General features: G+C 55.5%; 23 protein-coding genes, 1 tRNA gene and 2 pseudogenes. 17 read left to right on the top strand and 9 right to left on the bottom strand.

Going from position 1 to position 25,273, the window contains the following annotated elements; all coding sequences use genetic code 11:
* The first annotated feature begins 427 nt into the window (after positions 1-427).
* From PspS34_RS01380 to PspS34_RS01345, 8 genes are all read left to right on the top strand, one after another.
* Positions 428-1,201, top strand: coding sequence for an ABC transporter ATP-binding protein (locus tag PspS34_RS01380; protein ID WP_007972784.1), 774 nt, complete (start codon positions 428-430; stop codon positions 1,199-1,201).
* A 13-nt stretch (positions 1,202-1,214) separates the two neighbouring features.
* A complete protein-coding gene (locus tag PspS34_RS01375; protein ID WP_015093061.1) occupies positions 1,215-1,964 on the top strand; it encodes an ABC transporter substrate-binding protein in 750 nt (249 codons plus the stop codon).
* 72 nt (positions 1,965-2,036) lie between these two features.
* Complete coding sequence (locus PspS34_RS01370) at positions 2,037-2,732, top strand: ABC transporter permease (RefSeq protein WP_057712425.1); 696 nt, start codon at positions 2,037-2,039, stop codon at positions 2,730-2,732.
* Positions 2,729-3,418: an ABC transporter permease gene (locus PspS34_RS01365; protein ID WP_008046525.1), complete on the top strand. Its 690-nt coding sequence runs from the start codon at positions 2,729-2,731 to the stop codon at positions 3,416-3,418. The genes PspS34_RS01370 and PspS34_RS01365 overlap by 4 nt, the downstream gene beginning before the upstream one ends.
* A complete protein-coding gene (locus PspS34_RS01360) occupies positions 3,399-4,628 on the top strand; it encodes a methyltransferase (protein WP_154861228.1) in 1,230 nt (409 codons plus the stop codon). The genes PspS34_RS01365 and PspS34_RS01360 overlap by 20 nt, the downstream gene beginning before the upstream one ends.
* 343 nt (positions 4,629-4,971) lie before the next feature.
* Complete coding sequence (locus tag PspS34_RS01355; RefSeq protein ID WP_154861229.1) at positions 4,972-5,796, top strand: FkbM family methyltransferase; 825 nt, start codon at positions 4,972-4,974, stop codon at positions 5,794-5,796.
* Positions 5,797-5,874: 78 nt separating this feature from the next.
* A tRNA-Thr gene (locus PspS34_RS01350) sits at positions 5,875-5,950 on the top strand.
* Between the two features lie 172 nt (positions 5,951-6,122).
* A complete protein-coding gene (locus PspS34_RS01345) occupies positions 6,123-7,445 on the top strand; it encodes an integrase arm-type DNA-binding domain-containing protein (RefSeq protein ID WP_159389500.1) in 1,323 nt (440 codons plus the stop codon).
* A 9-nt stretch (positions 7,446-7,454) separates the two neighbouring features.
* Here PspS34_RS01345 and PspS34_RS01340 read toward each other — a convergent pair whose 3' ends face one another.
* On the bottom strand, positions 7,455-9,443 hold the full coding sequence (locus PspS34_RS01340) for an RNA-binding domain-containing protein (RefSeq protein ID WP_159389499.1): 1,989 nt from the start codon (positions 9,441-9,443) through the stop codon (positions 7,455-7,457).
* 1,140 nt (positions 9,444-10,583) lie between these two features.
* Here PspS34_RS01340 and PspS34_RS01330 point away from each other — a divergent pair.
* The 4 genes from PspS34_RS01330 to PspS34_RS01315 all read left to right on the top strand — a co-directional run bounded on the left by PspS34_RS01330 (position 10,584) and on the right by PspS34_RS01315 (position 13,953).
* On the top strand, positions 10,584-11,564 hold the full coding sequence (locus PspS34_RS01330) for an integrase domain-containing protein (RefSeq protein ID WP_159389497.1): 981 nt from the start codon (positions 10,584-10,586) through the stop codon (positions 11,562-11,564).
* Positions 11,561-11,836, top strand: a complete 276-nt coding sequence (locus PspS34_RS01325) for a hypothetical protein (RefSeq protein ID WP_081883312.1) — start codon at positions 11,561-11,563, stop codon at positions 11,834-11,836. Before PspS34_RS01330 ends, PspS34_RS01325 begins: the two co-directional genes overlap by 4 nt.
* 144 nt (positions 11,837-11,980) lie before the next feature.
* Positions 11,981-12,547 (top strand): Pycsar system effector family protein, encoded by a 567-nt coding sequence (locus tag PspS34_RS01320; RefSeq protein ID WP_045180848.1) that lies wholly within the window; start codon positions 11,981-11,983, stop codon positions 12,545-12,547.
* A gap of 8 nt (positions 12,548-12,555) precedes the next feature.
* Positions 12,556-13,953: a hypothetical protein gene (locus PspS34_RS01315; protein ID WP_159389496.1), complete on the top strand. Its 1,398-nt coding sequence runs from the start codon at positions 12,556-12,558 to the stop codon at positions 13,951-13,953.
* 707 nt (positions 13,954-14,660) lie between these two features.
* Here PspS34_RS01315 and PspS34_RS01310 read toward each other — a convergent pair.
* Positions 14,661-14,891, bottom strand: a pseudogene (locus PspS34_RS01310) (transposase); the annotation flags it as partial.
* Positions 14,892-15,366: 475 nt separating this feature from the next.
* Between PspS34_RS01310 and PspS34_RS01305 the strand changes: the two are divergent.
* Genes PspS34_RS01305 through PspS34_RS01290 form a run of 4 tightly spaced genes read left to right on the top strand, consistent with a single transcriptional unit; the run spans position 15,367 to position 18,421 of the window.
* Entirely contained in the window at positions 15,367-16,149 is a 783-nt protein-coding gene (locus tag PspS34_RS01305; RefSeq protein WP_154861232.1) for a transporter substrate-binding domain-containing protein, read from the top strand.
* A 55-nt stretch (positions 16,150-16,204) separates the two neighbouring features.
* Positions 16,205-16,933, top strand: coding sequence for an ABC transporter permease (locus PspS34_RS01300; RefSeq protein ID WP_057712432.1), 729 nt, complete (start codon positions 16,205-16,207; stop codon positions 16,931-16,933).
* Positions 16,930-17,640 carry an ABC transporter permease gene (locus tag PspS34_RS01295; RefSeq protein ID WP_057712433.1) on the top strand — a complete coding sequence of 237 codons (711 nt, stop codon included), beginning with the start codon at positions 16,930-16,932 and terminating at the stop codon, positions 17,638-17,640. Before PspS34_RS01300 ends, PspS34_RS01295 begins: the two co-directional genes overlap by 4 nt.
* A 16-nt stretch (positions 17,641-17,656) precedes the next feature.
* Positions 17,657-18,421, top strand: coding sequence for an ATP-binding cassette domain-containing protein (locus PspS34_RS01290; RefSeq protein ID WP_154861233.1), 765 nt, complete (start codon positions 17,657-17,659; stop codon positions 18,419-18,421).
* A gap of 91 nt (positions 18,422-18,512) precedes the next feature.
* Here PspS34_RS01290 and PspS34_RS01285 read toward each other — a convergent pair whose 3' ends face one another.
* Complete coding sequence (locus PspS34_RS01285; protein WP_057712435.1) at positions 18,513-19,142, bottom strand: LysE family translocator; 630 nt, start codon at positions 19,140-19,142, stop codon at positions 18,513-18,515.
* Positions 19,143-19,433: 291 nt separating this feature from the next.
* Here PspS34_RS01285 and PspS34_RS01275 point away from each other — a divergent pair.
* Positions 19,434-19,595, top strand: a pseudogene (locus PspS34_RS01275) (Abi family protein); the annotation flags it as partial.
* A 75-nt stretch (positions 19,596-19,670) separates the two neighbouring features.
* Here the strand turns inward: PspS34_RS01275 and PspS34_RS01270 are convergent.
* From PspS34_RS01270 to PspS34_RS01245, 6 genes are all read right to left on the bottom strand, one after another.
* A complete protein-coding gene (locus PspS34_RS01270; protein WP_057399229.1) occupies positions 19,671-20,381 on the bottom strand; it encodes an SDR family oxidoreductase in 711 nt (236 codons plus the stop codon).
* 44 nt (positions 20,382-20,425) lie between these two features.
* A complete protein-coding gene (locus tag PspS34_RS01265; protein ID WP_154861234.1) occupies positions 20,426-21,070 on the bottom strand; it encodes a DsbA family oxidoreductase in 645 nt (214 codons plus the stop codon).
* Positions 21,067-21,288, bottom strand: a complete 222-nt coding sequence (locus PspS34_RS01260) for a 4-oxalocrotonate tautomerase family protein (RefSeq protein ID WP_008003165.1) — start codon at positions 21,286-21,288, stop codon at positions 21,067-21,069. The genes PspS34_RS01265 and PspS34_RS01260 overlap by 4 nt, the downstream gene beginning before the upstream one ends.
* Positions 21,289-22,050: 762 nt before the next feature.
* Complete coding sequence (locus PspS34_RS01255; protein WP_223508475.1) at positions 22,051-22,665, bottom strand: PBECR2 nuclease fold domain-containing protein; 615 nt, start codon at positions 22,663-22,665, stop codon at positions 22,051-22,053.
* 178 nt (positions 22,666-22,843) lie between these two features.
* Positions 22,844-24,130, bottom strand: a complete 1,287-nt coding sequence (locus tag PspS34_RS01250) for an OprD family porin (RefSeq protein WP_154861235.1) — start codon at positions 24,128-24,130, stop codon at positions 22,844-22,846.
* 261 nt (positions 24,131-24,391) lie between these two features.
* Positions 24,392-25,063, bottom strand: coding sequence for a DsbA family protein (locus tag PspS34_RS01245; protein ID WP_154861236.1), 672 nt, complete (start codon positions 25,061-25,063; stop codon positions 24,392-24,394).
* Between the last annotated feature and the right edge of the window lie 210 nt (positions 25,064-25,273).

The raw sequence follows: 25,273 nt of genomic DNA, 5'->3' as shown, positions 1-25,273 counted from the left end.
ATCTCGCCTCGACCGGACGGTCATCGCAACCCTTTGAATTTAATGGCACTTTGCCAAAGCGTTACCCTGCGACCCACTTTTGCGGATACATCAGCGCACCGGAAACACACCTGAAAAGGGCTCCGCGCACATTAAAAGTGCACAAGCGGTGCATTTGGCCGGATAGCGCTTCCAACACCCTGTCAAAGCTGGCAACATCGCGCCTTTTTTTGCGGCAGCCACCGCGCTTTTTATCGACAGGCAAGGTTCAAACGGCTGTTCGGTTGTTGATGGGGCGACAGTCTGCTGCGCTGATGCGACAACCTGCCACGCACCAGCCGTTTACCGTCCCTAGCGCTGTTGGCTGCCATTGAAACGCTATGCTAGGTTGGCCGCCTCGCCAGGAAGGCCGCCAACAGCAGGAGCGCAACATATATGAGGAACGCACATGGCTGAGGCCACGCCCGCGCTTGAAATCCGCAACTTGCACAAACGCTACGGTTCGCTGGAGGTGCTCAAAGGCATCTCGCTGACCGCCCGCGACGGCGATGTGATCTCGATCCTGGGTTCCTCCGGCTCCGGCAAGTCCACGTTCCTGCGGTGCATCAACCTGCTGGAGAACCCGCACCAGGGCCAGATTCTGGTCGCCGGCGAAGAACTCAAGCTCAAGGCCGCGAAGAACGGTGAACTGGTGGCCGCCGACGGCAAGCAGATCAATCGCCTGCGCAGCGAAATCGGTTTTGTATTTCAAAACTTTAATCTGTGGCCGCACATGAGTGTGCTCGACAACATCATCGAAGCCCCGCGCCGCGTGCTCGGCCAGAGCAAGGCCGAAGCCATCGAAGTGGCCGAAGCCCTGCTGGCCAAGGTCGGCATCGCCGACAAGCGCCATGCCTACCCGGCGCAGTTGTCCGGCGGCCAGCAACAACGCGCGGCCATCGCCCGCACCCTGGCCATGCAGCCCAAGGTCATCCTGTTCGACGAGCCCACCTCGGCGCTTGACCCGGAAATGGTCCAGGAAGTACTTAATGTCATCCGCGCGCTGGCCGAAGAAGGCCGCACCATGCTGCTCGTGACCCACGAAATGGGCTTCGCCCGTCAGGTCTCCAGTGAAGTGGTGTTCCTCCACCAGGGCCTGGTAGAAGAGCAAGGATCGCCACAGCAGGTGTTCGAAAACCCGCTTTCGGCGCGCTGCAAACAATTCATGTCCAGCAACCGCTAACGGAGCTACCCACATGCAGAACTACAAAAAGGTCTTCCTGGCTGCCGCCGTCACCCTGGCGTTCAGCGCCGGTGCCATGGCCGAAACCCTGAAGATGGGCATCGAAGCGGCTTACCCGCCGTTCAACAATAAAGATGCCAGTGGCAATGTCGTCGGCTTCGACAAAGAGATCGGCGACGCTCTGTGCGCCAAGATGAAAGTCGAGTGCACCGTCGTGACCTCCGACTGGGACGGCATCATCCCGGCCCTGAACGCCAAGAAGTTCGACTTCCTGATCTCCTCGATGTCGATCACCGACGAGCGCAAGCAAGCGGTGGACTTCACCGACCCGTACTACTCCAACAAGCTGCAGTTCATCGCCAAGAAAGACATCGACTTCAAAACCGACAAGGCCGCGCTCAAAGGCAAGATCATCGGCGCCCAGCGCGCGACCCTGGCCGGCACCTTCCTGGAAGACAACTATGGTGACGACATCACCATCAAGCTCTACGACACCCAGGAAAACGCCTACCTCGACCTGACTTCCGGCCGCCTGGACGGCATCCTGGCCGACAAGTACGTCAACTACGAATGGCTGAAAAGCGACGCTGGCCGTAGCTACGAGTTCAAGGGTGACCCAGTTGAAGAGAGCGACAAGATCGGTATTGCCGTGCGCAAGAAGGACCCGATCCGCGAGAAGCTGAACACCGCGCTGAAAGAAATCGTCGCTGACGGCACCTACAAGAAGATCAACGACAAGTACTTCCCGTTCAGCATCTATTGATACTGACCTGCCTGACCGGCGCCTGATGGCGCCGGTTCTCGGCCTTGCCTGCCGCGATTTGAAAAGAAATCCATGATTATCGACCTCTACGGATTCGGCCCGGCGCTCGCCGCTGGCGCGCTGATGACTGTGAAACTGGCACTCTCGGCCCTGTGCCTGGGGCTGGTACTCGGTCTGCTCGGCGCCTTGGCCAAGACTTCCCCGTACAAGCCGCTGCAATGGCTTGGCGGCACTTATTCGACCCTGGTTCGCGGTATCCCGGAATTGCTCTGGGTGCTGTTGATCTACTTCGGCACGGTCAACCTGATGCGTGCCCTGGGCGAGTTCTTCGGCAACCCCGACCTTGAACTCAACGCCTTCGCCGCTGGCGTGATTGCGCTGGGCCTGTGCTTCGGCGCCTACGCCACGGAAGTGTTTCGCGGTGCGATCCTCGCCATCCCCAAAGGCCATCGTGAAGCCGGCGTGGCCCTGGGCCTGTCGAAATGGCGCATCTTCACCAAGCTGATCATGCCGCAGATGTGGCGCATTGCCCTGCCCGGCCTGGGCAACCTGTTCATGATCCTGATGAAGGACACCGCGCTGGTGTCGGTGATCGGCCTGGAAGAAATCATGCGTCATGCGCAAATCGGCGTGACCGTCTCCAAGCAACCGTTCACCTTCTATATGGTGGCCGCGTTCATGTACCTGAGCCTGACGGTGCTGGCGATGACCGGCATGCACTTCCTGGAAAAACGTGCCGCTCGCGGCTTCGCGAGGAGCACCCAATGAACTGGGAAGTCATCATCAAGTGGCTGCCGAAACTGGCTCAGGGCGCAACCCTGACCCTGGAACTGGTGGCCATCGCCGTGATCGCCGGTTTGCTGCTGGCCATTCCACTGGGCATCGCCCGCTCGTCGCGTCTGTGGTGGGTGCGGGCATTTCCCTATGGCTACATCTTCTTTTTCCGTGGCACGCCGTTGCTGGTTCAGCTGTTCCTGGTCTACTACGGCCTGGCGCAGTTCGACGCGATCCGTAACAGTTCGATGTGGCCGTACCTGCGCGATCCGTTCTGGTGCGCCACGGCGACCATGACCCTGCACACCGCGGCCTACATTGCGGAAATCCTGCGGGGCGCCATCCAGGCGATTCCACCGGGCGAGATCGAGGCGGCGCGGGCGCTGGGCATGTCCAGGCCCAAAGCGCTGTTCTACATCATCCTGCCGCGCGCCGCGCGCATCGGCCTGCCGGCCTACAGCAACGAAGTGATCCTGATGCTCAAGGCCAGCGCCCTGGCCAGCACCGTGACCCTGCTGGAATTGACCGGCATGGCCCGCACCATCATTGCCCGGACTTACCTGCCGGTGGAGATCTTCTTCGCCGCGGGCATGTTCTATCTGGTAATGGCTTACGTGCTGGTGCGTGGCTTCAAGCTGCTGGAGCGCTGGTTGCGCGTCGATGCCTGCCAAGGGCGTTGATACCGGCGCGTTGACGGGCGAGGCCCTGCTCGCCCGCTTCACCGCGCTGGATGCTTTTCTGACAGAGCATCAGGCACTGTGGAAACCCCGACCGTTCACTCATCGGCATCTTCCCTGGGAAGCGTCCTACCCGGAGCTGGCCGCATGGCTACGCAAGCGGTCGCTGGAAGACGCGGAAAACGCTCACAACCAACCTGCCCTTCTGAATGCACCGGAGCCCTTTGCTTCCCTGGCAACAATGTCCGCTGCCTTGAGTGCCGTGGATGAGTTGCCGGCTCGCACACTCGAAGCGGCGGGCCATCGGTTGAACGTCGATGTACCGGGGCGCAAATGGCAACAGATCGAAGCCTTCGCCAGCCGATTGCAGTTTTCCGAAGCACCGCAGCATTGGATGGACTGGTGTTCGGGTAAGGGACATCTGGGCCGCCGCCTACTGCAACCGGGGCAACAACTGACGTGCCTGGAATACGATCCGGCACTGGTAACCAGCGGCCAGGCACTCAGCCAGCGCCATCACCTGCATGCGCTGCATATCGAACAGGATGTGCTCGCGGCAGACGCAGCTTGTTTACTGGGTGCGTATCACACGCCCGTCGCGCTTCACGCCTGCGGTGATTTGCATGTGCGGCTGATTCAACTCGCCAGCGTCACAGGCTGCAAACAGCTCGCCATCGCGCCGTGTTGCTACAACCGGATCAGTCTTGCCCAATACTCGCCGATTTCCTCGGCCGCCAAAGGCTCCGGCTTACAGCTTTCCCTCGACGACCTCGCGTTGCCCATGAGCGAAACCGTTACCGCCGGTGCCCGCGTGCGACGTCAACGCGACACCTCCATGGCCCGGCGCCTGGGCTTCGACTTGCTGCAACGGCAACTGCGCGGCATTGACGAGTACCTGCCAACCCCTTCCCTGCCCAGCGCCTGGCTGGACAAACCCTTCGCCGATTACTGCAATCATCTGGCCACTCTCAAAGAGTTATCCACAATCGGCCCGCAAGATTGGACAGCCCTCGAAGCCGCCGGTTGGCAGCGACTGGCCGAAGTGCGCAACCTTGAACTACTACGCGGACTTTTCCGACGCCCACTGGAGCTTTGGCTGGTCCTTGACCGGGCACTTTTCCTCACTGAGCAGGGCTACAGCGTCCGTGTCGGCACCTTCTGCGAAACTCCGCTCACGCCGCGTAATTTCCTGCTCCTGGCCGAACGCGCTTAAATACATCCGACCTGTGGATAACTCTGTTGATGAAATAATCGTGGATCCAATATCCACGCCTGTTTCAGGGCTAAATCCACACTGTTCATTTTTTATACACCCGCATAAAAAATCGAAAAAACAGGTATTTGCGAACAAACGAGAACGGATCCACAAATTCGGCCTAAACCCAGTGCGCTGCCAATGGCATTGTGCATAAGCATTTAATCAAAACGACATAAATGCCTAATCCCGGATCGCAGACAGGGGAAATTGCACCCTTTCATTACTCTTGATATACACACACGCAAGGGCGCCGGCAGCGCGGCCACGAACAAGAACATTCCTCCGACAGGATGCGCCAGTGACGTTCATTTCCTACGCACAGAATTTCGAAGACATACGCCTGTGGCGCGCCCTCAAAACCGTCGAGAACGGCTTCTACATCGACGTCGGGGCAAACGATCCCACCCATGACTCCGTCACCAAGGCGTTCTACGACAACGGCTGGACCGGCATCAACGTCGAACCGATGCCCAACTATTTCGAAGCCCTGAGCCAGCAACGTCCCAAAGACATCAACCTGCAGTGCGCGGCCGGGGAAAGTGCTGACGAACTGACCTTCTACGGCATCGCCGGCACCGGCCTCTCGACCCTGGACCCGGCCATGGCCAAACTGCACCGAGACGCCGGCATGGACGTGCGCAACCAAACGATCAAGTCCCGCACCCTGGCCTCCATCTGCGAAGAACACGCCCAGGGCCGCGCCATTCACTTCCTGAAAATCGATGTCGAAGGCCACGAAGAAACCGTCCTGCGCGGCATGGACTTCAGCCAATGGCGGCCATGGGTGATCCTTATCGAAACCCCCTGGGCCCGCGACCAGGCCTGGGAAACACTCGTCACCGACGCCGGCTACCACTCCATCCTGTTCGACGGCATCAACACCTACTACCTCGCCGAAGAACACCTGAACCTCAAACCCGCCTTCGACATCCCGCCGTGCAACCTGGACGAGTTCCAGTTCTGCAAAGGCCACAACTTCAGCCACCCCGTCAGCGACGCCGAACACCAACTCGCCGCCGCCCTGCAACGCGCCGAACAGGCCGAAGCACAGCTGCGCGCGATGCAAAACAGTCGAACCTGGCAAGCCATCCAGAAACTCAAGAAAACCCTGCTGCGAGCCTGACCTGAAGCCCGCGCAAAAATAGTCAAAATTCAGGGGTTTACAGAAGCCAACCAATCGCTATAATCGTCGCCCTGACACGCCGGTATAGCTCAGATGGTAGAGCAACTGACTTGTAATCAGTAGGTCCCGGGTTCGATTCCTGGTGCCGGCACCATACAAGGTTCCAGAGAAGGCTTTCAAAATCTCTGGAACCCCCGAAAAACCCGCCTTCTGGCGGGTTTTTTCGTTTTGGCATTCCATCGGTTTCCGTCAGAAACTGGTGGATTCCAACCGTTTTAAGGGTAGAGTTTGGGATAAAGGTCACTTCGATAAAAGGGAGTACCCTTATGTCGCGCACCACAGCTCCGCTCTCCGACGCAGCTTGCCGCTTGGCAAAACCTACAGACCGCGCCTACAAGCTTTTCGACGGCGATGGCCTCTATCTCCTAGTCCAACCCAATGGCCGCAAAGGCTGGCGGCTCCGTTACGTCAAACCTGACGGACGGGAAGGACTGACCTCGTTCGGCAACTACCCCGTCATTGGCCTCGCCGATGCTCGCCGCAAGCGCTTGGACGTCAAGCGAATGCTGGCGGATGGCATTGATCCCATAGAGACCAAGCACCAAGCCAAGGCGGAAGCCGTGATCAAAGGCAGAACCTTTGAAAGCGTTGCCCTGGACTGGCACACGGAAATGTCGGCCAAGTGGGCACCAGGCCACTCCAAGACTGTGATGAGCCGCCTCAAAACCCACGTGTTCCCGCTGATCGGCGCTCGCACCATTGTCGACCTCGACACCCATGACCTCATGCAGCCCTTGGAAGCGATCAAGAAGCGCGGAACGATCGACGTTGCTTTAAGGGTACAAAATTACCTGCAGAGCATCATGCGCGAGGCAAAACGCCTCCGACTTATCACCATAAACCCTGCTTACGACCTCGAAGGCTCGATCAAGGCCCCGCGTGTGGTCCATCGCCCGGCTCTACCCTTATCGCGACTGCCGGAACTGCAGGAGCGGATCGACACCTATAAAGGCCGGGCACTTACCCGTCTGACGGTGATGCTGTCGCTGCATGTGTTTGTACGATCCAGCGAGCTGCGTTTCGCCCGCTGGAGCGAGTTCGACCTCAAGCGCGGCACCTGGGAGATACCGGACACTCGACCCGCGTTGGACGGAGTACCCTTTTCAACAAGGGGCACGAAGATGGCCGGGGACATCCACCTTGTACCCTTATCGCCGCAAGCCGTGGCTCTGCTTGAACAGATCCACGTCCTCACCGGCAAATTCGACCTAGTGTTTGCAGGCGATGCCAAGCCCTGGAAACCCATGTCTGAAAACACGGTAAACAGCGCGCTTCGAAAGATGGGCTACGACACCAAAACCGAAATCTGCGGCCATGGCTTTCGCTCAATGGCCTGTAGTGCGCTGATTGAATCTGGACTGTGGTCCGAGACCGCCATCGAAAGGCAGATGAGCCACAAGGAACGCAACAACGTCCGTGCCGCTTACATCCACAAGGCCGAGTTCATCGAGGAGCGCAGGCTGATCATGAACTGGTGGAGCCGGTATCTGGAGGCCAACCGGCAGGAGCATGTCACCCCGCACGAATTTGCAAACCAGACCGGGACGAACGTCACGCGGCTCAAGGCGAAAAGCCGCTTGAGGGAGTAGGCCGTTAGCCTACTCCTCGTCCTGCCCACTAATGTACGCTTTGTACGCCTGCCTTTCATGAGTCGGCTTGGACGGAAATGCCAACTGAATCTGCCTGCTTTTCACCATTCCATTCAAGTACTGCTGACGGAGGGCATCTGGACTGCGCTTTACCAAATTAGCCAAAACGTTGAGCGTCAGATAGTGCTCCTTGCATAGGGTGATAATCACCTGTTGCATACGATCCTTTTGCATGCGCTCTCGATTGCGCGGCTCCTCAGCCAGTATTTCGAGCTTTTCTCGAAACCCTGCATCAAGCCTGTCCAAAGCATCGATCAGCGGCGCGTCAATATGATCGCTCAACAAGCAGCCATCATCGTTTCGCTGCATATCCAGCTCGACCTTATGTTCGGAGCTACCTGCGTTATGTTCGGAGCTAGCCCCGTTATGTTCGGAGCTGCCGGCGTAATGTTCGGAGCTCTGTAGCGGACCTGCGAACACTTGCTCCGGCGTAGGCAGTTGCTCACCCGGCAGGTGATAAATCATGCCCCGTGAGCGCCCGTCGGGCACAAGGAATCCCTCGCGTACCAACCGTGCAAGCAGTTGGCTCAAGTCATGAGCATGAGTATCACAAATCTCAAGGAGACGATTATGGCTGACCACCCGCTCAATCGCGGCTGTGGCCAAAATCAACCTAGCAGTATGTTCCAAGCTCTCGAAACGAACCCCAAATCGCTCTCGTAACTGCTCCACCACCCCTTCTGGAAGCAAGTCCAACATGCGAAGCTCAAGAAGGGTTTGCTCGGGCTCGGGCTTTTCATAAAGGGCTGGCGGTCGCCAATGCTGGCTGCGCCACCCGCTGTAGATTTTTGGAACCCCAGAACCACCACGCTCGCCAAGGCCGATAAGAAGAAACATTTGGTGCATTAGCCTGTTCCGGCAATCGCTGGTACCACCTTGCAACACCTGCTCAAGGGGTAAACGTAAGCCGCCAGGATTGCGAAAACCAAACAAGTCAGGACGCTTCACGACTAACACGGAAACCCGCCCGGTATAGTCAGCATGGACCAAGGTATTAACCAAAGCCTCGCGCAGAGCTTCATGTACCGGTGTGTCATCCTGGCGCTGATCACCTTTGAGAGCGAACGGTACCTTTAAGTCCTCAACCAACTTGCGATAAACCCGCCGGTAGAAATCAAACAGATTTCCTGACCAGGTTCCATCAGGGACGAGCCTATCCACCCAACGCAGTTCTGTTTTGGCGTACGGCCGCTCCTGATAGTCCACAAAGTAATGCGGCACACTCTCTTGGATCGAAAGCCAGCGTCCGAACATGAGTAAACCTGCCAGAGTCAGCCCTTCGACTCCGTTCGTGCGGTCCTTACGCCAACCTCCTATCTGTCGGAGAAACTCAATCCCTTGGTGCTCCAGCGCTGGATGGCCTGGTTTTATGTCGCTAAGCATCTGGCGGTAGATACGCAGACTGTCCGGATCAATGTCCGCGAAGTCGTAATTCGGCAAAATCCGCTCGTCCCGACAGTCCTCCACTTGCTCTGCGAACATGCGGCGAACATCTTCCTCAGAGCAACGCCGATCACCCTCATGTAATCGACGATAAGTGTTACCTAGCGGCTGACCATTGAGAAATACCGGCTTCTGCTTACGCGAAGCCGCCGGGATTTTCACTTCAAGTACCTGCTTGCCCTCCAGCTCTCTGACGACCACCTCCCGGTCAGTCAGCAGATTGACACTGACCTTGGCCGGATTGTTGAGGGTATTGAACAGGTCAGTACGTACTTTCTCGATATTTGATAGGCCTGCGACGCTGAACTGCCCATCCTTCTCGCGCACGCCAAGCAGTACTACCCCACCCTGAGTGTTAGCAAAAGCGGAGTAGGTTAACCAGAAATCCTTAGGCAACTCTCCCTTCCCATCCTGCCCCTGAGCGAGCTTGCATTCGAGCTCGACAGATTCAACCAGCGAGGGCAGGTCTTCAAGGGTGTGGGGATTGAGTGACATCAAAGACTTCCTAAATGATCAGCCGGCTTCACGTAGCTGCAAAAGGTCGAAGAAAAGACATACGTGCGGGGATTGTACTCAGTCTTCCATAGTCGCACGCAACTCGACGAGCGGAGACTGATCATGAACTGGTGGAGCCGATTCCCAGTCACCCATCAGCAGGAGGATGTCACTCCTCACGACTCTGCACGAATGTCACACGGCCAAAAGCCAATCGCGGCGCAGCAAAGTAAGCGTACGTTCTCGAAATCTCGATGATCCGCTTGTCCACGCGGGTCCATCCAAGCGGGGCTGCAAAGCCGCCCTGCTTGGATGGACCTCACTTAAAAAATCTAAAGCCCATGCAACTGTCTGTGGAAAACCACTGATTTCCACCGGTGGATAATTTCATCCACAGCCGCAGAACTCCCGAAAAATCGAACCTTGACCCAAATTATCCACAGGCGTAGAAAAGATCGGGCACAGCGCTGTCGTTGACAGCAACCCAGGTAGTCAGAACCTTTAAGGCTACGCCACACGGTGGTGGTTCTCCCAAAGTGCGATTAGCGTCCGGCGGCTCGCACGGTCACAGCGATGTGATGGATGCCTACTTTTACCAGTGTGCCCACTGCGGCAACTCCTCCCCTTTCATAGCTGCCCTGCAGCAACCTATCCGCTTGGCCATTTCCTTGCGCCAACCTGCGCCCGTCTCTTTCTCCCGGAAAGAGACGGGCGCTCCTACCGCTGCTGCAGCCCAACTCGTACAAGGCTTTGCGGCATTCCCTCTCGTGACAATCGGCGTGACAAACACCGAAGTCACCAGCATCAGCGATGCCGATGATGGTGCCGCAGCCCACGGAATGGACTGCACCTGACTGACAGTCAGGCATGCCCCGGTCACCGCATCACTACCTTCACTCGACTCAGGATCTCGCGGCATTGGTCTCGTCAGCCAGTGCAGCCTCCACCCGCCCACTTTTTCGGAAGTGCTCAGGAGGCCAGATCATGAGATGCCCAAGCTCCCGGTCGTAAGGAGCCGCCAGTCCCGCGTTAGTGGACAACCCTCACAGGTCGCAGGGGCCTTGATCCCTGATAACACTCAACATTCTTGGCGGGATGACGTGGGGCGAGGACCGGAGAACGGCAGATGAGGTGACCGACATGGCATTGGTGGGTAGACGCGATGGCCGCAATTTCGGCTACGGCAGACAACTGAGTTACGCAGGACCGCAGGCACTGAAAGATATGTTCGGCGGCGGTCATTACGGTACGGTCAAAGCGCACTGTGATCGCTGGCAGGCGTTCGTGAAGTGGTGCCGCTCCGAACAGGGGCCCGGTATCAATGATGCGCGGCAAATTGATCGGAAGGTATTGGCAGACTATGCGGCGTATCTGCGCGAAGTGGTTGGACGCGGTGACCTCGCCGTCAGCACCGCACAAAATCGGCTATCCAGCGTTAACGCAACCATGGCTGCGCTTCGCGGTGATCAATACGTGAAGTCGCCAAGTCCGAGCAAGGCGTTGGGTATGCAACGCACCGGAGTTCGCCAATCGGTTCCGCAAGGGCAGGACCGCGAACAGGTTAAGCAGATCGTCGATGCGCTTTGCACCTGTGATCAGAGACGGGCTGCAGCGATCGTTCTGTTGGCGCGAGCCACCGGCATGCGCTTGCGTGAGGCTATCCTAGCCGACTTGCCACGGCTTAGCCGTGAGGCCGACGACCTGGGCAGAATTAACATTCAGGATGGCGCCAAAGGTGGCCGCGCCGGCGCCTCGGCGCCACGCTGGATTACGGTGGACGACTATGTTCGAGGTGCACTTGGGTTTGCACGGCAGGCGTCGCCTTCCGGTAGCCGCAACCTGGTTGCGCCTGATGAAAGCTACGTGAAACTTCTGCAACAAGTCATCCGCCATGCGAGGGATACCCTGCACGCACACAAGCTCAAAGGCTTTCATGAGCTACGAGCGGCGTACGCATGTGAGCGCTATGAGCAAATCACCCAACACCGCGCGCCTCTCAACGGCGGTCGATGTTTTCAGCTAGATAGAAATCTTGATCATGAGGCCCGGAGACAAATCAGCTATGAGCTGGGGCACGGTCGGATCGACGTGGTCGCGGCCTACATTGGTGGGCGAGCATGAGTAAGCCATTCGATATGGAGTTGTTTCTAGCAGGGGTGCTGACTGGGTCCCACGCTACACGGCAACGTCATTTGCGGCAGGCGCAGATCATCCAGGCTGCAATTGCAGAGCGCTGGCAGCGAGAAACACCTTGGGCTTGGCAAAGAAAAAATTTGGCTTGGTTTCTCGAACATCGCATGCGTCAACACAGCGACGCTACGCGATACTACTACTTGCTGACTGTCCGGCTGCTTGCTCGACGTTTAGAAACGTCATGGATTTTCAATCTCTAAAGCAGCGAATTAGTCAAGAGAAGAAGACCCATTGACCATCGCTAGACGTGGTGATAGCGCTGAGCTATCGTCGCTACAGCTTCGGTGTATGCTATGTATTATTGCTCTTAGACCTAACCTCCCAGTTATATCATAGGGAAATCCATGACTGATTGTAAGCAGCAAGGTGATGACTTGAGCAAGGTTATAGAGCAAAAGATAAAAAATCAGTTTGAGGTAATCAAACGGATAGACGTTTACATTGGCACGACCAATACCAAGTGTACAATTATCATGTCTTACTGCGCGGCAGTAATTGCACTAATATTTGCTCTGCTTGGTAAGCTGGAAGTGGCAAATACAACTCAAATTATCGTGTGCATTGGCTTGTTTGGTTGTTTTAGCTTGATTGCCGCTGTTACCTGTATGCTAATGGCATGCTTTACTATATTCCCTGTGACATTTAGTAGCCCTGAAAAAAACAGAGGAGAGTCACTAATTTTTTATGGCGATATAGCAGGCGCTAAAAGCGGTTCTGATGGTTACGCTAAACGAATAATTGAAGTCTCTGATGAAGACTATCTAAATGATTTGAGTGGCCAAGTATTTACTTTGGCAAAAATTGTCGATCGAAAATTTTGGCTCATACAAAAATTATCCGTTGTTCTGTGTGTTCATTTTTTGTGTGTCTCAGTATTTCTTGTAGCTTTTGTTATTAATGCTTTTTCGTAGAGGGATCTGTGTTGAAGAGAAGTATTTCAAGAGAATCTTTTGCCCGGATGTTGGATTCGGAAATAAAGAAGAGCAATAAAAAGAAGTCTTTCGCAATGGATGCTGCGCTAGGGCGCGCATCAATGGAAAGTTTGAATGAACATGTTGAAAAGTCACTAGCGACATCAGATGTTTTTGATCAGGAAGCAATTCAGCAGGATATTCGCACTTCGTTTAGAAGGGATGGAGTTAACCAAAGTAAAATTGGAACTCATCCTGACTTTGTGCATCTCGCGGAAACTGATGACCAGGAGAATCATTACATCTGTTCGCTTTTTCTAGATATAAAAAACTCAACAAGACTTACTTTTATATATGAGCTTCATGAAGTCGTAGCTATCAAGAATACGATTTTGAAAGCTGCAGCTGAAACCGTTCGAGCCATGGACGGGCATGTTCATCGGTTTATGGGAGACGCCTTGCTAGCCTTCTTTGGAGGTAAAGCACAGGATAAAGACGACAGCATAATTAATGCTATTAATTGCGTTTCAGTTCTTGAGTCCTTGATGACGGGAACCATCATTCCTGTTCTTGAGCAGAAATATTTTCAGAATCCCAAGGCAGATTATTTGGGTTTTCGCATTGGCTTGGACTACGGCTCTCACGATGACGTGTTGTGGGCGTCTTACGGATTTAGAGGAGTTTACGAAGTAACTCCAACATCCTTCTTTGTGGATGTTGCGGCGAAGCTTCAAGGTATCGCTGGCAAGAACAAGTCGATGCTTGGTCGAAGTATCATGGAAGAAATTGATCTTCCTGAGGATTACACAAAAATCAGAACTCGCACCCAAAAAAATAAAAACGGTGAGATAGAAACTATCCCCCTGCCGAATCTCCCTAAGTCATATACGGATCGAGAAGGACGGGTTCACACATACAAGGTAAGAGAGCTGGATCATGCTAAGTATAGAGATTTGCTTCCATTTGCAACTGAGCTAAAAGAATCGCATCCAAACTCGATGGTGGTGTCATGCCCTGGCATATCTTTTAAGTGCTTCATTGCAGATGGAAATACTTTGGTTGAGTATCCGTCGGTTTCAAGAATGCTCAACAAAAACCTCAGTCTTAAATTCAAAGTTATATTTGATAAGTCGGTTCATGCTAGCCAAGACTTCCCCCTCGAGCTGAAGTTGACGAAGCGAAATCATGGTACAGAAGCTCAGCTGAAAGGGCAGCGAGGGACTTTCCCTATTACAAAAACCTCAGTTATTAAAGACAACAACTATTTGACAAGTTTCTTTAGGGCTGACCCTCAGATCCATACGGATTCGACAGCGTATCGCGGGTTGCATACCATGGAAGCTGTAGTAACTGATGCTAAGGGGGCTGTTATTTTTAAAGATATTATCGGAGTATATATCAGATAGCTTTTGAGCGGCCTTTTCCCAGATAATGTTGTTATTAGGTTTTGCTTGGTATGAGACCACGATCCAAGGCAGTTTTTGACCGATAGTTCCCTACGCCAAGCTCAGCGTGGGGCAGCCTGCTGCCCCACGCAACCGTCCGGTTATTTAAGAAGGGTACGCTGTCATCTATCGGCCATATGTTCAAAGTCCGTCTTATGCCGCGCATGTCAAACATCAGGCGACTGCCAAAGGATAGTTTTAGGGATAGACTGAAGTATAAGTTATTAAAAAATCTATAAAAATCAGATAGTTATTACAGGCTTCGACTCCTGGTGCCGCACCATATAGAATAACGACTTAGGCTCACCTTACGGTGGGCCTTTTTCGTTTCTGGTTCCTACCTCTTTCAATTTTCCCCGTTCGTTCCCCGTTTCGTGCCCGCCACTTCCTAAGTTCTTGAGCCGCCTCAAAAATATTGGGGAGTTGCACAGCGCAGCTCTTTATTGAGGCGCTATGGGAAATTGCAGTCCACCGCGATTGGCAGCAACCGGCCCAGGCTGTGTGAAAACGCACTGAGTACATCGAAAACTGTGGGCTACGGACGTTGCCTGCGAAACTGGCAGACGGAAGCGCGAATTACCCTAGTCAGCTACATAGGCGTTCGTAGTTGCTGTTTTGGCCGCGTCAGCAGCCCAAACAACCAATCACGGACGATCAAGCGGCTGGATTCACGCCCTGATCGCTTCAAGCAGTCCTGAGATGCCGAAGATGCTCATCATTCGTTTGAGGTTGTAGGCGAGTACATGAAGGCTCATCTCAGTACTTACCCTTGGTAGGGTTTTGGTCAGGAAGTGGGTACTTCCCATCCAGTATTTGAGCGTTCCAAAAGGATGTTCAACGGTCTGTCGGCGACGCCTCATCATCGTTGGATCATTTTCCAGCCGTACCTGCATCGCATCTCCTCAAGCACCTGACACATCCAACTGGTCAGGTGGAATGCAAATGGGTGGGCGAGTCGACGGAATTATCAGCCGCACGTCGCTCCGTAGTGTCAGGGCTTGGGCAGTACCAGGATGCGATTTTCGCGTCCGCGAAAATGGAAGCTACCTCATGCTAATCACCCTGTGTGCCCCTGCTCAAAAGTTGAACGGGAACAGTTGAACACCTGGGGCAGTTTTCGGTCAGCGGCAGCACGCCAAATCATCACATAGTCAGTATTGTTCGTCATAATGACCATTAATTCGTTAAATCAACGCACTTTTCGTCTTATCGTCGCACTCGCTTGCTTCTAGACTACTTTCCCCTGCGGGCTCTGCCTTCTTGTTCACCAGGAGCGCGACCTGTCGAGTGTTACTTCTTCCATAGTGTCATACGAGTTCCATAACAGTACTCATGTGTCACAAGCGCTCATGTTGGTCCTTAGGAATAAAAACAATGAAAAGAAAATTTCTGACCCTTTCTGCGTTGGCTTTGTGTGTAGCTGCCGGTTCCGCGCTGGCCAAGGAGTACAAGGAGTTGCGCTTCGGCGTTGACCCCTCTTATGCGCCGTTCGAATCCAAGGCCGCCGATGGCAGCCTGGTGGGCTTCGATATCGACCTGGGCAACGCGATCTGCGCTGAGCTGAAGGTCAAGTGCAAGTGGGTTGAAAGCGACTTCGACGGCATGATTCCCGGCCTCAAGGCCAACAAGTTCGATGGTGTGATCTCTTCCATGACCGTCACGCCGGCACGTGAGAAAGTCATCGATTTCTCGAGCGAGCTGTTCTCTGGCCCGACCGCGCTGGTATTCAAGAAAGGCGCGGCCGTCGGCACCGATCCGGCCTCCCTCAAGGGCAAGAAAGTCGGTTACGAGCAAGGCACCATCCAGGAAGCCTACGCCAAGGCCGTGCTGGACAAGGCTGGGGTAGAGACGCAGGCCTACGCCAACCAGGACCAGGTGTACGCCGACCTGATCTCCGGCCGCCTCGATGCCTCGATCCAGGACATGCTGCAAGCCGAACTGGGCTTCCTGAAGTCGCCACCAGGCGCCGACTTCCAAATCAGCGAACCGGTCGAAAGCCCCCTGCTGCCAGCCAAAACCGCCGTGGGCCTCACCAAAGGCAACGCCGAGCTCCAGGCCTTGCTGAACAAAGGCATCAAGGCACTGCACGACAATGGCACCTATGCGGCCGTCCAGCAGAAGCACTTTGGCGATCTGAATCTCTACAGCGGCCAATAATGACCCTGCGCCCATTTCCGGATGGGCGCTTTCTGGATTGACGTAGGGCTGCCCAATGTTCGAAAACCTGTTGATGATCCTGGGGCTGTCAGGCTTCAGCCTCAAGGGCTTTGGCCCGCTGTTGCTGCAAGGTTCCTGGATGACTGTCAAATTATCCTTTCTGTGCTTGCTGGTAAGCGTTGGCCTGGGCCTGATCGGCGCCAGCGCCAAGCTTTCGAAATCGGCACTGCTGCGCGTCCCTGCGCAGGCCTACACCACGCTGATCCGCGGGGTGCCGGACCTGGTGCTGATGCTGCTGATTTTCTACAGCCTGCAAACCTGGCTGACCAGCCTGACCGAAGCACTAGGCTGGGACTATATCGAAATCAACCCGTTTAGCGCCGGGGTCATTACCCTGGGTTTCATCTACGGGGCTTATTTCACCGAAACCTTCCGTGGCGCCATCCTTGCCGTACCACGAGGGCAGATGGAAGCGGCTACCGCCTACGGCCTGACCCGCGCCCAGCGCTTTCGCCTGGTGGTGTTCCCGCAAATGATGCGTTTTGCCCTGCCGGGCATCGGTAATAACTGGATGGTGATCCTCAAGGCCACCGCGCTGGTGTCGATCATTGGCCTGGCCGATCTGGTCAAGGTGGCCCAGGACGCGGGCAAGAGCTCCTATCAGCTGTTCTTCTTCCTGATACTGGCCGCCTTGATCTATCTGGTGATCACCACCGTTTCGAACTACGTCTTGCGCCGGATGGAAATCTTCTACGCCGCAGGCACCCGGGAGGCCGTGCGATGATCGAGCTACTGCAGGAATACTGGAAACCGTTCCTGTTCCAGGACGGCACTCACATCACCGGGCTGGCCATGACCCTCTGGCTGCTCAGTGCCTCGATCTTCTTCGGCTTCGTGATGTCGATCCCGCTGTCTATAGCCCGGGTCTCGACCAATGTCTGGGTGCGCTGGCCGGTGCAGTTCTACACCTACCTGTTCCGTGGCACACCGCTGTATATCCAGTTGCTGATTTGCTACACGGGGATATACAGCCTGGCCGCGGTACGAGCTCAGCCAGTGCTGGATGCGTTCTTTCGCGATGCGATGAACTGCACCATCCTGGCGTTCGCCCTGAACACCTGCGCCTACACCACGGAGATCTTCGCCGGGGCGATTCGCAGCATGGCCCATGGTGAAGTCGAAGCGGCCAAGGCCTACGGCCTGACCGGCTGGAAGCTGTACACCTACGTGATCATGCCGTCCGCCCTGCGTCGCTCGCTGCCTTATTACAGCAACGAAGTGATTCTGATGCTGCACTCGACCACCGTGGCCTTCACCGCGACCATCCCGGACATTCTGAAAGTCGCGCGGGACGCCAACTCGGCGACCTTCCTGACCTTCCAGTCGTTCGGCATCGCCGCGTTGATCTACCTGGCAGTCACTTTCTCCCTGGTCGGCCTGTTCCGCCTGGCTGAACGCCGTTGGTTGTCCTTCCTCGGCCCGGCTCACTAATTCAGGATGCTTGTTCATGTACAAACTGACCGTTGAAAACCTGCACAAAAGTTACGGCAACCATGAAGTCCTCAAGGGCGTTTCACTAAACGCCAGGACCGGCGATGTGATCAGCCTGATTGGCGCCAGTGGTTCGGGCAAGAGCACCTTTCTGCGTTGCATCAACTTTCTGGAAACGCCCAACGACGGCGCCATGAGCCTGGACAACCAGCCGATTAAAATGGTCCATGACCACCACGGCATGCGCGTGGCCGACGCCAATGAACTGCAACGCATCCGCACTCGCCTGGCGATGGTGTTCCAGCACTTCAACCTGTGGAGCCACATGACCGTGCTCGACAACATCACCATGGCCCCGCGCCGAGTGCTGGACGTCAGCAAGAAGGACGCAGAGGATCGCGCCCGGCGCTACCTGGACAAGGTCGGTTTACCGGCACGGGTTGCCGATCAATACCCGGCGTTTCTCTCGGGCGGTCAGCAGCAACGGGTCGCCATTGCCCGTGCCCTGAGCATGGAACCGGAGATCATGCTGTTCGACGAGCCGACTTCGGCCCTGGACCCGGAACTGGTGGGCGAAGTGCTCAAGGTGATCCAGGGCCTGGCCGAAGAAGGCCGCACCATGATCATGGTGACCCACGAAATGAGCTTTGCGCGCAAAGTGTCGAACCAGGTGCTGTTCCTGCACCAGGGACGGGTCGAAGAACAGGGTGCGCCCGAGGACGTATTAGGCAACCCCAAAAGCGAGCGCCTGAAGCAGTTTCTAAGCGGCAACCTGAAGTAAGTCCCATAAGCAGACATATCGTTTCGGTCACGGTGTTCGATAGCGCGTATCAGCAAGGAAAAATTGTGCCGAGCCGATATGTCTCGCTCCTTTAAAATGGTCGATCAAGTAGAAGCAACCGTGCCGCCAGAGCTGTCATCACCGCAGCGAAGCTATAGGCACCAAGGCGTTTAGAGATCATGCCTTCGCGAAAGCGCACATGCAGCTGTCCGGCGCAAAATCCGAGCAGGGAATGGAAGATCAATGCGATCAGCGCAAGCAACAAACCCAAGAACATTAATTGCGAGGTGACACTACTGGTACCTACGGTGACGAACTGCGGTAGGAATACCATGAAGAACAACAGCGCCTTGGGGTTTAACAAACTGTTGAGCGTGGCTCGGACAAAGATCTTCTTCAGCGAGGCCTGTGTGGCTTGAGATTCAGTATCCGAAGTAGAAGTCTTCAATGCCTGCCACGCCAGCAACATCAGATAACAAGCCCCGGCCCAGCGCAGCAAGTCAAACGCCGGCGCCCAACTCATCACCAACACACCGAGGCCTGCGCTAACCATGACGGTCATCAGCACATCGGCCAGGGTTATTCCCAGTGCTGCAGCGAGGCCGGCACGCCATCCATGAGCAACCGCATGGCTGCTGACGATAGCCATGTTAGGGCCAGGAACGATCAACAACAGCAAGGCGGCAACAATGAACAGGTAAAGGTTCGTGGTATCCGGCATAGAGCATAAGTCCGTGAGTGAGGAGTAATGCTAACCAGTAGTAAATAGGCAGGAGCAGATACAGTGCGGATGGATTTGGCCGCAACAGTCTGGTTCGGACAGGAAAAATAATCTGGTCGACGGCATGGTAAAGCAGGTGCGGTTGGCCGCTTCTGGCTATGGATTCAACCGGTCGACGCAACAGATTGGCTAAATCGTTCAGCGGGTGTTTCGTAGTTTAGTGTTTTTCGAGGGCGGCTATTTAGCTGACTTGCTACTTCATTGAGTGTGGCGTACGAATGAAAAGGCCGCATAGGCAAAAGCGTCGACAAAAAAGCGATCGCTAGCAGATTCAATCTGCCCTTCGATGTATTGGCTTCCTGGCTCCACACCCTGACCTACATCCGAAACTGCTGCGCCCACCACTCACGGTTATGGAACCGAGAGCTCTCAATTCGACCATCCTTACCAAAAAGAATGGGTTATTCCAAACAAAACCCTCGTAGCAATACGAGGGCTTTGTTGTTTCAGGGGTTTGAAAAAACGCTTTCAGTGTCCCGCGCTCTGACCACCGTCCACATGCAGGATTTCGCCAGTGACGAACTTGGCGCCGTCCAGATACACGACCGCTTGCGCAATATCATCGATCTCGCCCATGTGCCCGACCGGGTGCAGATTGCCCAGTGCGGCATGGGTTTCTTCGCCGTGCATCGGGGTCTTGATGATGCCCGGGCTGACTGCGTTCACCCGGATCCCGCGCTTGGCGTATTCGATGGCCAGGGATTTGGTTGCTGCGTTGAGGCCGCCCTTGGTCAGTGAAGCCAACACCGATGGCACGCCGTCGATGGCGTGGTCCACCAGGCTGGTGGTGATGTTGACGACGTGGCCGCTGCCCTGCTTTTCCATCTCGGCGATGGCGAGTTGGGTGATGTAGAAGAAGCCATTGACGTTCACCGACAACACATTGGCGTAGTCTTCTGCGGTGTACGCGGTGAACGGCTTGGCGATGAAGATCCCGGCGTTGTTGACCAGGGTATCGATGCGACCGAAACGGGAAATCGCTTCACGGATGACGCGCCGGGCGGTTTCCGGCTCGCCGATGTCACCGGCCACGGTGAGAATGTCCGGATCGGTGGACGGCTTGATCGAGCGCGAAGTGGCGACGATCCGGTAACCGAGTTCACGAAAGGCTTTGACCATACCGTCGCCGAGACCTTGGGACGCGCCGGTGATAACGATGACTTTTTTCGAAATGCTCATGATGAAGACCTCTGACAATTAAAAGTGGGGTAGAAAATCTGTAATCAGGCGTTCGCCATTTGTCTCAACATCTGTTCGTAGTACTCGACCGATTGCGAACCGGACACCAGGTGGCGACAGTTCAGCACCATGGCCGGAACCGAGTTGATGCCGTGCTGGCGGTAATACATTTCAAGCTCACGCACTTCGCTGGCGAATGCGTCGGACGCCAGCACCTCTCTCGCCCCTGTCGCATCCAGCCCCGCTTCAGTCGCCAGACGCACCAGCGTCGAGTGATCGCTCGGGTTCTGGCCTTCGCTGAAGTAGGCCCGTAGCAGCACCTTCTTCAACTCGACTTGTCGCCCTTCCTGCAACGCCCACAGCAACAAACGGTGCGCATCGAAGGTGCTGTAGAAATGCGTGCGCTTCTCCAGATCGAACTTGAAGCCGATGGCCTCGCCGCGAGCGATCTGCATGGCCTTGCCGGCAGCGACTTCGTCGGCTGTTCTCCCGTACTTGCGCATCAGGTGCTCGACCGCTTGCTCACCTTCGGCCGGCATGTCCGGGTTCAACTCGAACGGCTTGTAGGTCAGCGCAACCGAGACTTCCCCGGCCACGTTCTCAATCGCCTGCTCCAGCGCCGTCGCCCCCAGCGCGCACCAGGGGCACACCACATCGGAGATGAAATCGATGGTGACGGAGGACGTCATGACTGCCCTTCCGCCTCAGCCAGTTGCTTGCGGTACTGGGTGGTGGTGATGCCGGCGTAACCCCAGTTATCGGTGTCGACTTCTTCGATCACGATGTGGGTCAGGTCAGGGCGTTTGTTGAGGACGCGCTCCAGTGTTTCAGTGATCTCGGCAATCACCTGAGCTTTCTGCTCAGTGGTAACGCCATCGCGGGTGATGCGTACGGATACGAAAGGCATGAGGGAAACTCCAGTGACCTTCCCGTCGGGATGATGGGAGAGGCGTTGGAGCTCAATTTATGGAGTTTGCTGGAAGGGATAAAGGTGGGAGCGGGAACTTCATTCGTTACGCGGTGTAATGAGTACAGTAGGACTCTATACCGTTTTTTCTGTCATCCAATTACTTACGTGTCGCAATTTTCCACTTTTTGCGACACGTCTTCGGGACATGTCGCTGCGGACGACACGTTCGCGATGAATCGCGAATGCATTTGTTAAGGCTTACCCCGCGCGATAGAGCTGATGCGGCTCTCATTCATATCGCGAACAAACTCCAGCAAGTCCTTCTGAAACTGATTTGTTCGATATCCCCTTCTGTTACCTCCCACAGCAACCTCGATCACCTCGTCAACCGAGTCGATATTCCTGCGAATGGTTTGAGCATCAAGCATTGCGCAAGCCCGTTTCACTGCGCACACCAGCTATCCGCATTTCCGCCGAGGAATCATTACCCCTTGTTGTTTCGATCAATTTCTCCATTTTGTAATGGTCCCCATCGTAAAAAAGTCAGATGTCGATGTGCGCGACTTCGCCGATCTGACCAACACCACCACAAGGCTACCGCTCGGGTTGACACAAACATCATCTGTGACAGAGAATTTGCCCAAGAGCGCGAAACCGACTGCCTTCAGGTGGCAATAGTCGGCGTTAGGAACCCCGTTGATGACCTGAAAATCAGCGCTCGGGTGAGACCTCTTCTCCCTTGCTTGAGGGAGCACAATATCAAGCAAGCTTCTCAAAAAAAGCAGCCTGCTCAGGCTGCTTTTTTTGTTTGGATAATAGGTAACGTTGATAAACCAACCCGCCGTGTCGGTGCTTGTTCAGCGCCTTTTTGTCACAGTTCATGAAGTTCCAAAGTACATACCCACGGTCAACATGGATTACTACCAACATTTGGTACTTTGTGTGGTATGCGCCAATGAAGGCGAGACGATAGGAGTCATCGCTGTAGGAAACCCGCCAGATTTCTAATGGATTCTTCAGCGTATCTACAGCAAATTCAGTGAAACGCTCTCGGGCGTTAGGGCGTTTTTCCACTATGTGATGTAGATGCTCACGCCGAACCGTCACGGGTAAATATGGCGTTTCGATCAGCACCGTGTCAGTCCCTTCATGCAATCCAAAACCTAGCGCTACCTGCCTTAGAGCGGAGCAGACATCAACGGCCCCTGGTAGCTCTCGAACCACCTTGGTTTCCAAGAGTATTGATATGTCTCGCAGATCCGGCAAACCTAGATCCTTCCAGCTTTCCTGATCAGGAGCTTCCTTTACCCCTGGAGCTTTCATTCGGTGATCTCTCACGGTAACAACTGCTATTTCAGCCTGTTGAATCGTCACGAGAAATCAGGTGGATCCTCTTTTTCCCTCAGAGACTTCCGACAATCTTGAAGGGCATCGCCATTGCCATTGAAAGAGCCGTTTGGGAAATTCCAATTAGTCACAAAAAGCCCCGAACCAGTCGGGGCTTCTTCTTTTTTCTCAGCCTTGCATCAGACCTCGAGGCCACAACCCATCATCAAAAGACGTTGATCGGGTAATCCACAAACACTCGCACTTCGTTGCCGCTGACGTTGTACTCGCTCGATTTCTGCGACACGCGCAGCACCGAGCTGCGCAGTTTCACGCTGAGGTCTTTGGCCGGGCCGCTCTGGACGACGTATTTGATCTGGTTGAAGATCTCGCGCTCGGTGCCGCCTTCGCTGGTGGAGGTGGTGATGTTGTCACCGCGCACATAGGCCACGTTGTAGCTCAGGCCCGGTACACCGAAGGTGCTGAAGTCCAGGCCGTAGCCCACTTGCCAGCTGCGTTCGTCTTCGGCGTTGAAGTCGGACCAGTATGAGTTCGCCAGGTAGATGGTGTTGCCACCGTCGCCGATGCGGCCTTGATCTTTCTGGTAACCGCCGTAGGCGTAGCCCAGGTTGCTGTCGCCGGTGCTGCGCTGGTGTGCGAGGGTGAACGAGTGCGGGCCGGTGATGAAGGTGGCGGCCAGGCTCCAGATCTTGTTGTCGTCGCCGGTGATACCGTTTTCGCGGACGTAGGAATCTTCCAGCTTGGTGCGGTAGCCGTTGAAGTCCAGGGTCAGGGACTGGTCCTTGTCGATCGGGAACACGTAGTTGGCGTTCACGTATTGCTTCTTCAGCACGTCTTCGACGTCGGAAGCGTAGAGCGCGGCCTTGAATTGCTCGGTGAACTGGTAGCTACCGCCCAAGACGTTGATCGACTTCAAGCCACCGCTGTCACGGCCTTCGGCGCTTTTGCGCGATTCGGCGGTGAAGCGGCCGGCGTCCAGTTGCAGGCCTTTGATCTCCTTGGAGGTGATCAGAGTGCCGGTGTAGCTTTCCGGCAGCAGGCGCGAATTGTCGTAGTTCAGCACCGGCAGGGCCGGCATCTGGTCGCCGTAGGTCAGGGTGGTGCTGGACAGACGGAACTTGATCGCCGCGCCGCCCTTGGACAGATCGTCAGCCGGCTGGCCGCTGTCGCCCTTTTTGAAGAAATCGATACCTTGCGCGCCGCTACGGTCTTCATTGCGCTCCAGGTTCAGTGCGTACAACCCGAAAGCGTCCACACCCACGCCCACGGTGCCTTGGGTGAAGCCGGACGAGAACGTGCCGATGGCCGCCTGGCCCCACTCGGATTTATCCGGGTTGCCGTCTTTGTAGTCACGATTGATGTAAGCATTGCGCAGCAGCACTTTGAGGCTGCTGTCTTCAACAAAACCCTTGGATTCGGCCTGGTCGTTCGCCATGGCCTGTGTCGCACTCAACATCCCCAGAGCGATCAGGCTGATTCGCTTGTTCAACATTTTGTTCTTTTCCTTATTTCCGGTTGATACGCGCTGTGCCGAACGGCCGAAACGGCGCTATCGCGCTCTTTTTTCATGACGAAAACAAAAAGGCCCGCCCACGATTTCTCGTGGCGGGCCTTTTTATAATTTTTGATCGTGGCGGTTGGCCACAGGCGTTGGGCCGAATCGTAGCTGCGCCCTTAACGATGTGTCAATTTCATGAATCTTCTAAAAATAGGCGAAAACCGTCTAAGAAATTGCTTTACGCAGCAGGAATGTTCAATTGCTGCAGCCATCGAGGCCGCAGGCTGCTACGGAAATGGATGATCCCTGATCGGGCAGCGACTGACTCAGCCACTGCGCAAATGCCTGGGGTTTGCCCAGCCACGGCCCGATATCGATCAGGGTGAATTGATCATTGTGCTCAAGCGCCAGGGTCGGAAAGCCCTGCCCACCGACCTTGGCCAAAAGCGCCCGGCTGTTCCTGATATGGCCTTCGGTGTCGGCCGCCCTGAAGGCTCTTTCGAAGGTTTGACGGTCCAGCCCCATGCCGTGGGCCAGTTCAAACAGTACCGATTCGTCGGCGATGCGGCGCCCCTCCACGTAGTGAGCACTTTGCAAACGTCCCAACAACTCCAGCCCACGACCTCCCATTTGCTCGGCAGCCAGCACCGCAGCGATGGGTGGCGCCGAGTCGAACACGGCGGTGTGATCACGCAACAAACCTTCGAAATAGTCTTCACCGAACGGCTGCCCGCTGTATTCGGCGATGCGCCGGTCATGGGGCATGACGTAACTGCGCAGTTGTGGCGAAACCTTTTGCCGATTGGCCCCCGTCATCATGCCGCCGCCGTGGGCAATCACGGGCAGCACAGCCTGGGCGGCCTGCACCAGCGGTTTGGCGCCGTAGCACCAGCCGCACAATGGGTCGTAGATGTAATGCAGGATCATGGGAAGGCTCCGACAGAAATTCAGGAAAATTCGATGTCGGCAGGTTAGTGCCCCAGCGGCTCCGGAAAAACGCCAGATTGGCTTTCAGTCTGTTGCTTGAATCGGTCGAATGGTTGCGCAAGTCCTCTGTATCAACTCAGACACAACTCGAAACAATCAAATGATATAGATTCTCAATTACATCTAACGGCAGCAAATGACAAGCATTAC

The sequence above is a fragment of the Pseudomonas sp. S34 genome (genome assembly GCF_009866745.1).
GTDB classification, from domain to species: domain Bacteria; phylum Pseudomonadota; class Gammaproteobacteria; order Pseudomonadales; family Pseudomonadaceae; genus Aquipseudomonas; species Aquipseudomonas jessenii.
This window is presented reverse-complemented; position numbering and strand designations above follow the sequence as displayed.

Bases quoted from the DNA above. Each gene is read 5' to 3' on its own strand.
- PspS34_RS01295 (WP_057712433.1), top strand. From the start codon at position 16,930: ATGATCGAGCTACTGCAGGAATACTGGAAACCGTTCCTGTTCCAGGAC.
- PspS34_RS01360 (WP_154861228.1), top strand. From the start codon at position 3,399: ATGCCTGCCAAGGGCGTTGATACCGGCGCGTTGACGGGCGAGGCCCTG.
- PspS34_RS01265 (WP_154861234.1), bottom strand. From the start codon at position 21,070: ATGACGTCCTCCGTCACCATCGATTTCATCTCCGATGTGGTGTGCCCC.
- PspS34_RS01285 (WP_057712435.1), bottom strand. From the start codon at position 19,142: ATGCCGGATACCACGAACCTTTACCTGTTCATTGTTGCCGCCTTGCTG.
- PspS34_RS01370 (WP_057712425.1), top strand. From the start codon at position 2,037: ATGATTATCGACCTCTACGGATTCGGCCCGGCGCTCGCCGCTGGCGCG.
- PspS34_RS01270 (WP_057399229.1), bottom strand. From the start codon at position 20,381: ATGAGCATTTCGAAAAAAGTCATCGTTATCACCGGCGCGTCCCAAGGT.
- PspS34_RS01325 (WP_081883312.1), top strand. From the start codon at position 11,561: ATGAGTAAGCCATTCGATATGGAGTTGTTTCTAGCAGGGGTGCTGACT.
- PspS34_RS01340 (WP_159389499.1), bottom strand. From the start codon at position 9,443: ATGTCACTCAATCCCCACACCCTTGAAGACCTGCCCTCGCTGGTTGAA.
- PspS34_RS01245 (WP_154861236.1), bottom strand. From the start codon at position 25,063: ATGATCCTGCATTACATCTACGACCCATTGTGCGGCTGGTGCTACGGC.
- PspS34_RS01260 (WP_008003165.1), bottom strand. From the start codon at position 21,288: ATGCCTTTCGTATCCGTACGCATCACCCGCGATGGCGTTACCACTGAG.
- PspS34_RS01345 (WP_159389500.1), top strand. From the start codon at position 6,123: ATGTCGCGCACCACAGCTCCGCTCTCCGACGCAGCTTGCCGCTTGGCA.
- PspS34_RS01365 (WP_008046525.1), top strand. From the start codon at position 2,729: ATGAACTGGGAAGTCATCATCAAGTGGCTGCCGAAACTGGCTCAGGGC.
- PspS34_RS01330 (WP_159389497.1), top strand. From the start codon at position 10,584: ATGGCATTGGTGGGTAGACGCGATGGCCGCAATTTCGGCTACGGCAGA.
- PspS34_RS01250 (WP_154861235.1), bottom strand. From the start codon at position 24,130: ATGTTGAACAAGCGAATCAGCCTGATCGCTCTGGGGATGTTGAGTGCG.
- PspS34_RS01290 (WP_154861233.1), top strand. From the start codon at position 17,657: ATGTACAAACTGACCGTTGAAAACCTGCACAAAAGTTACGGCAACCAT.
- PspS34_RS01375 (WP_015093061.1), top strand. From the start codon at position 1,215: ATGCAGAACTACAAAAAGGTCTTCCTGGCTGCCGCCGTCACCCTGGCG.
- PspS34_RS01380 (WP_007972784.1), top strand. From the start codon at position 428: ATGGCTGAGGCCACGCCCGCGCTTGAAATCCGCAACTTGCACAAACGC.
- PspS34_RS01305 (WP_154861232.1), top strand. From the start codon at position 15,367: ATGAAAAGAAAATTTCTGACCCTTTCTGCGTTGGCTTTGTGTGTAGCT.
- PspS34_RS01320 (WP_045180848.1), top strand. From the start codon at position 11,981: ATGACTGATTGTAAGCAGCAAGGTGATGACTTGAGCAAGGTTATAGAG.
- PspS34_RS01300 (WP_057712432.1), top strand. From the start codon at position 16,205: ATGTTCGAAAACCTGTTGATGATCCTGGGGCTGTCAGGCTTCAGCCTC.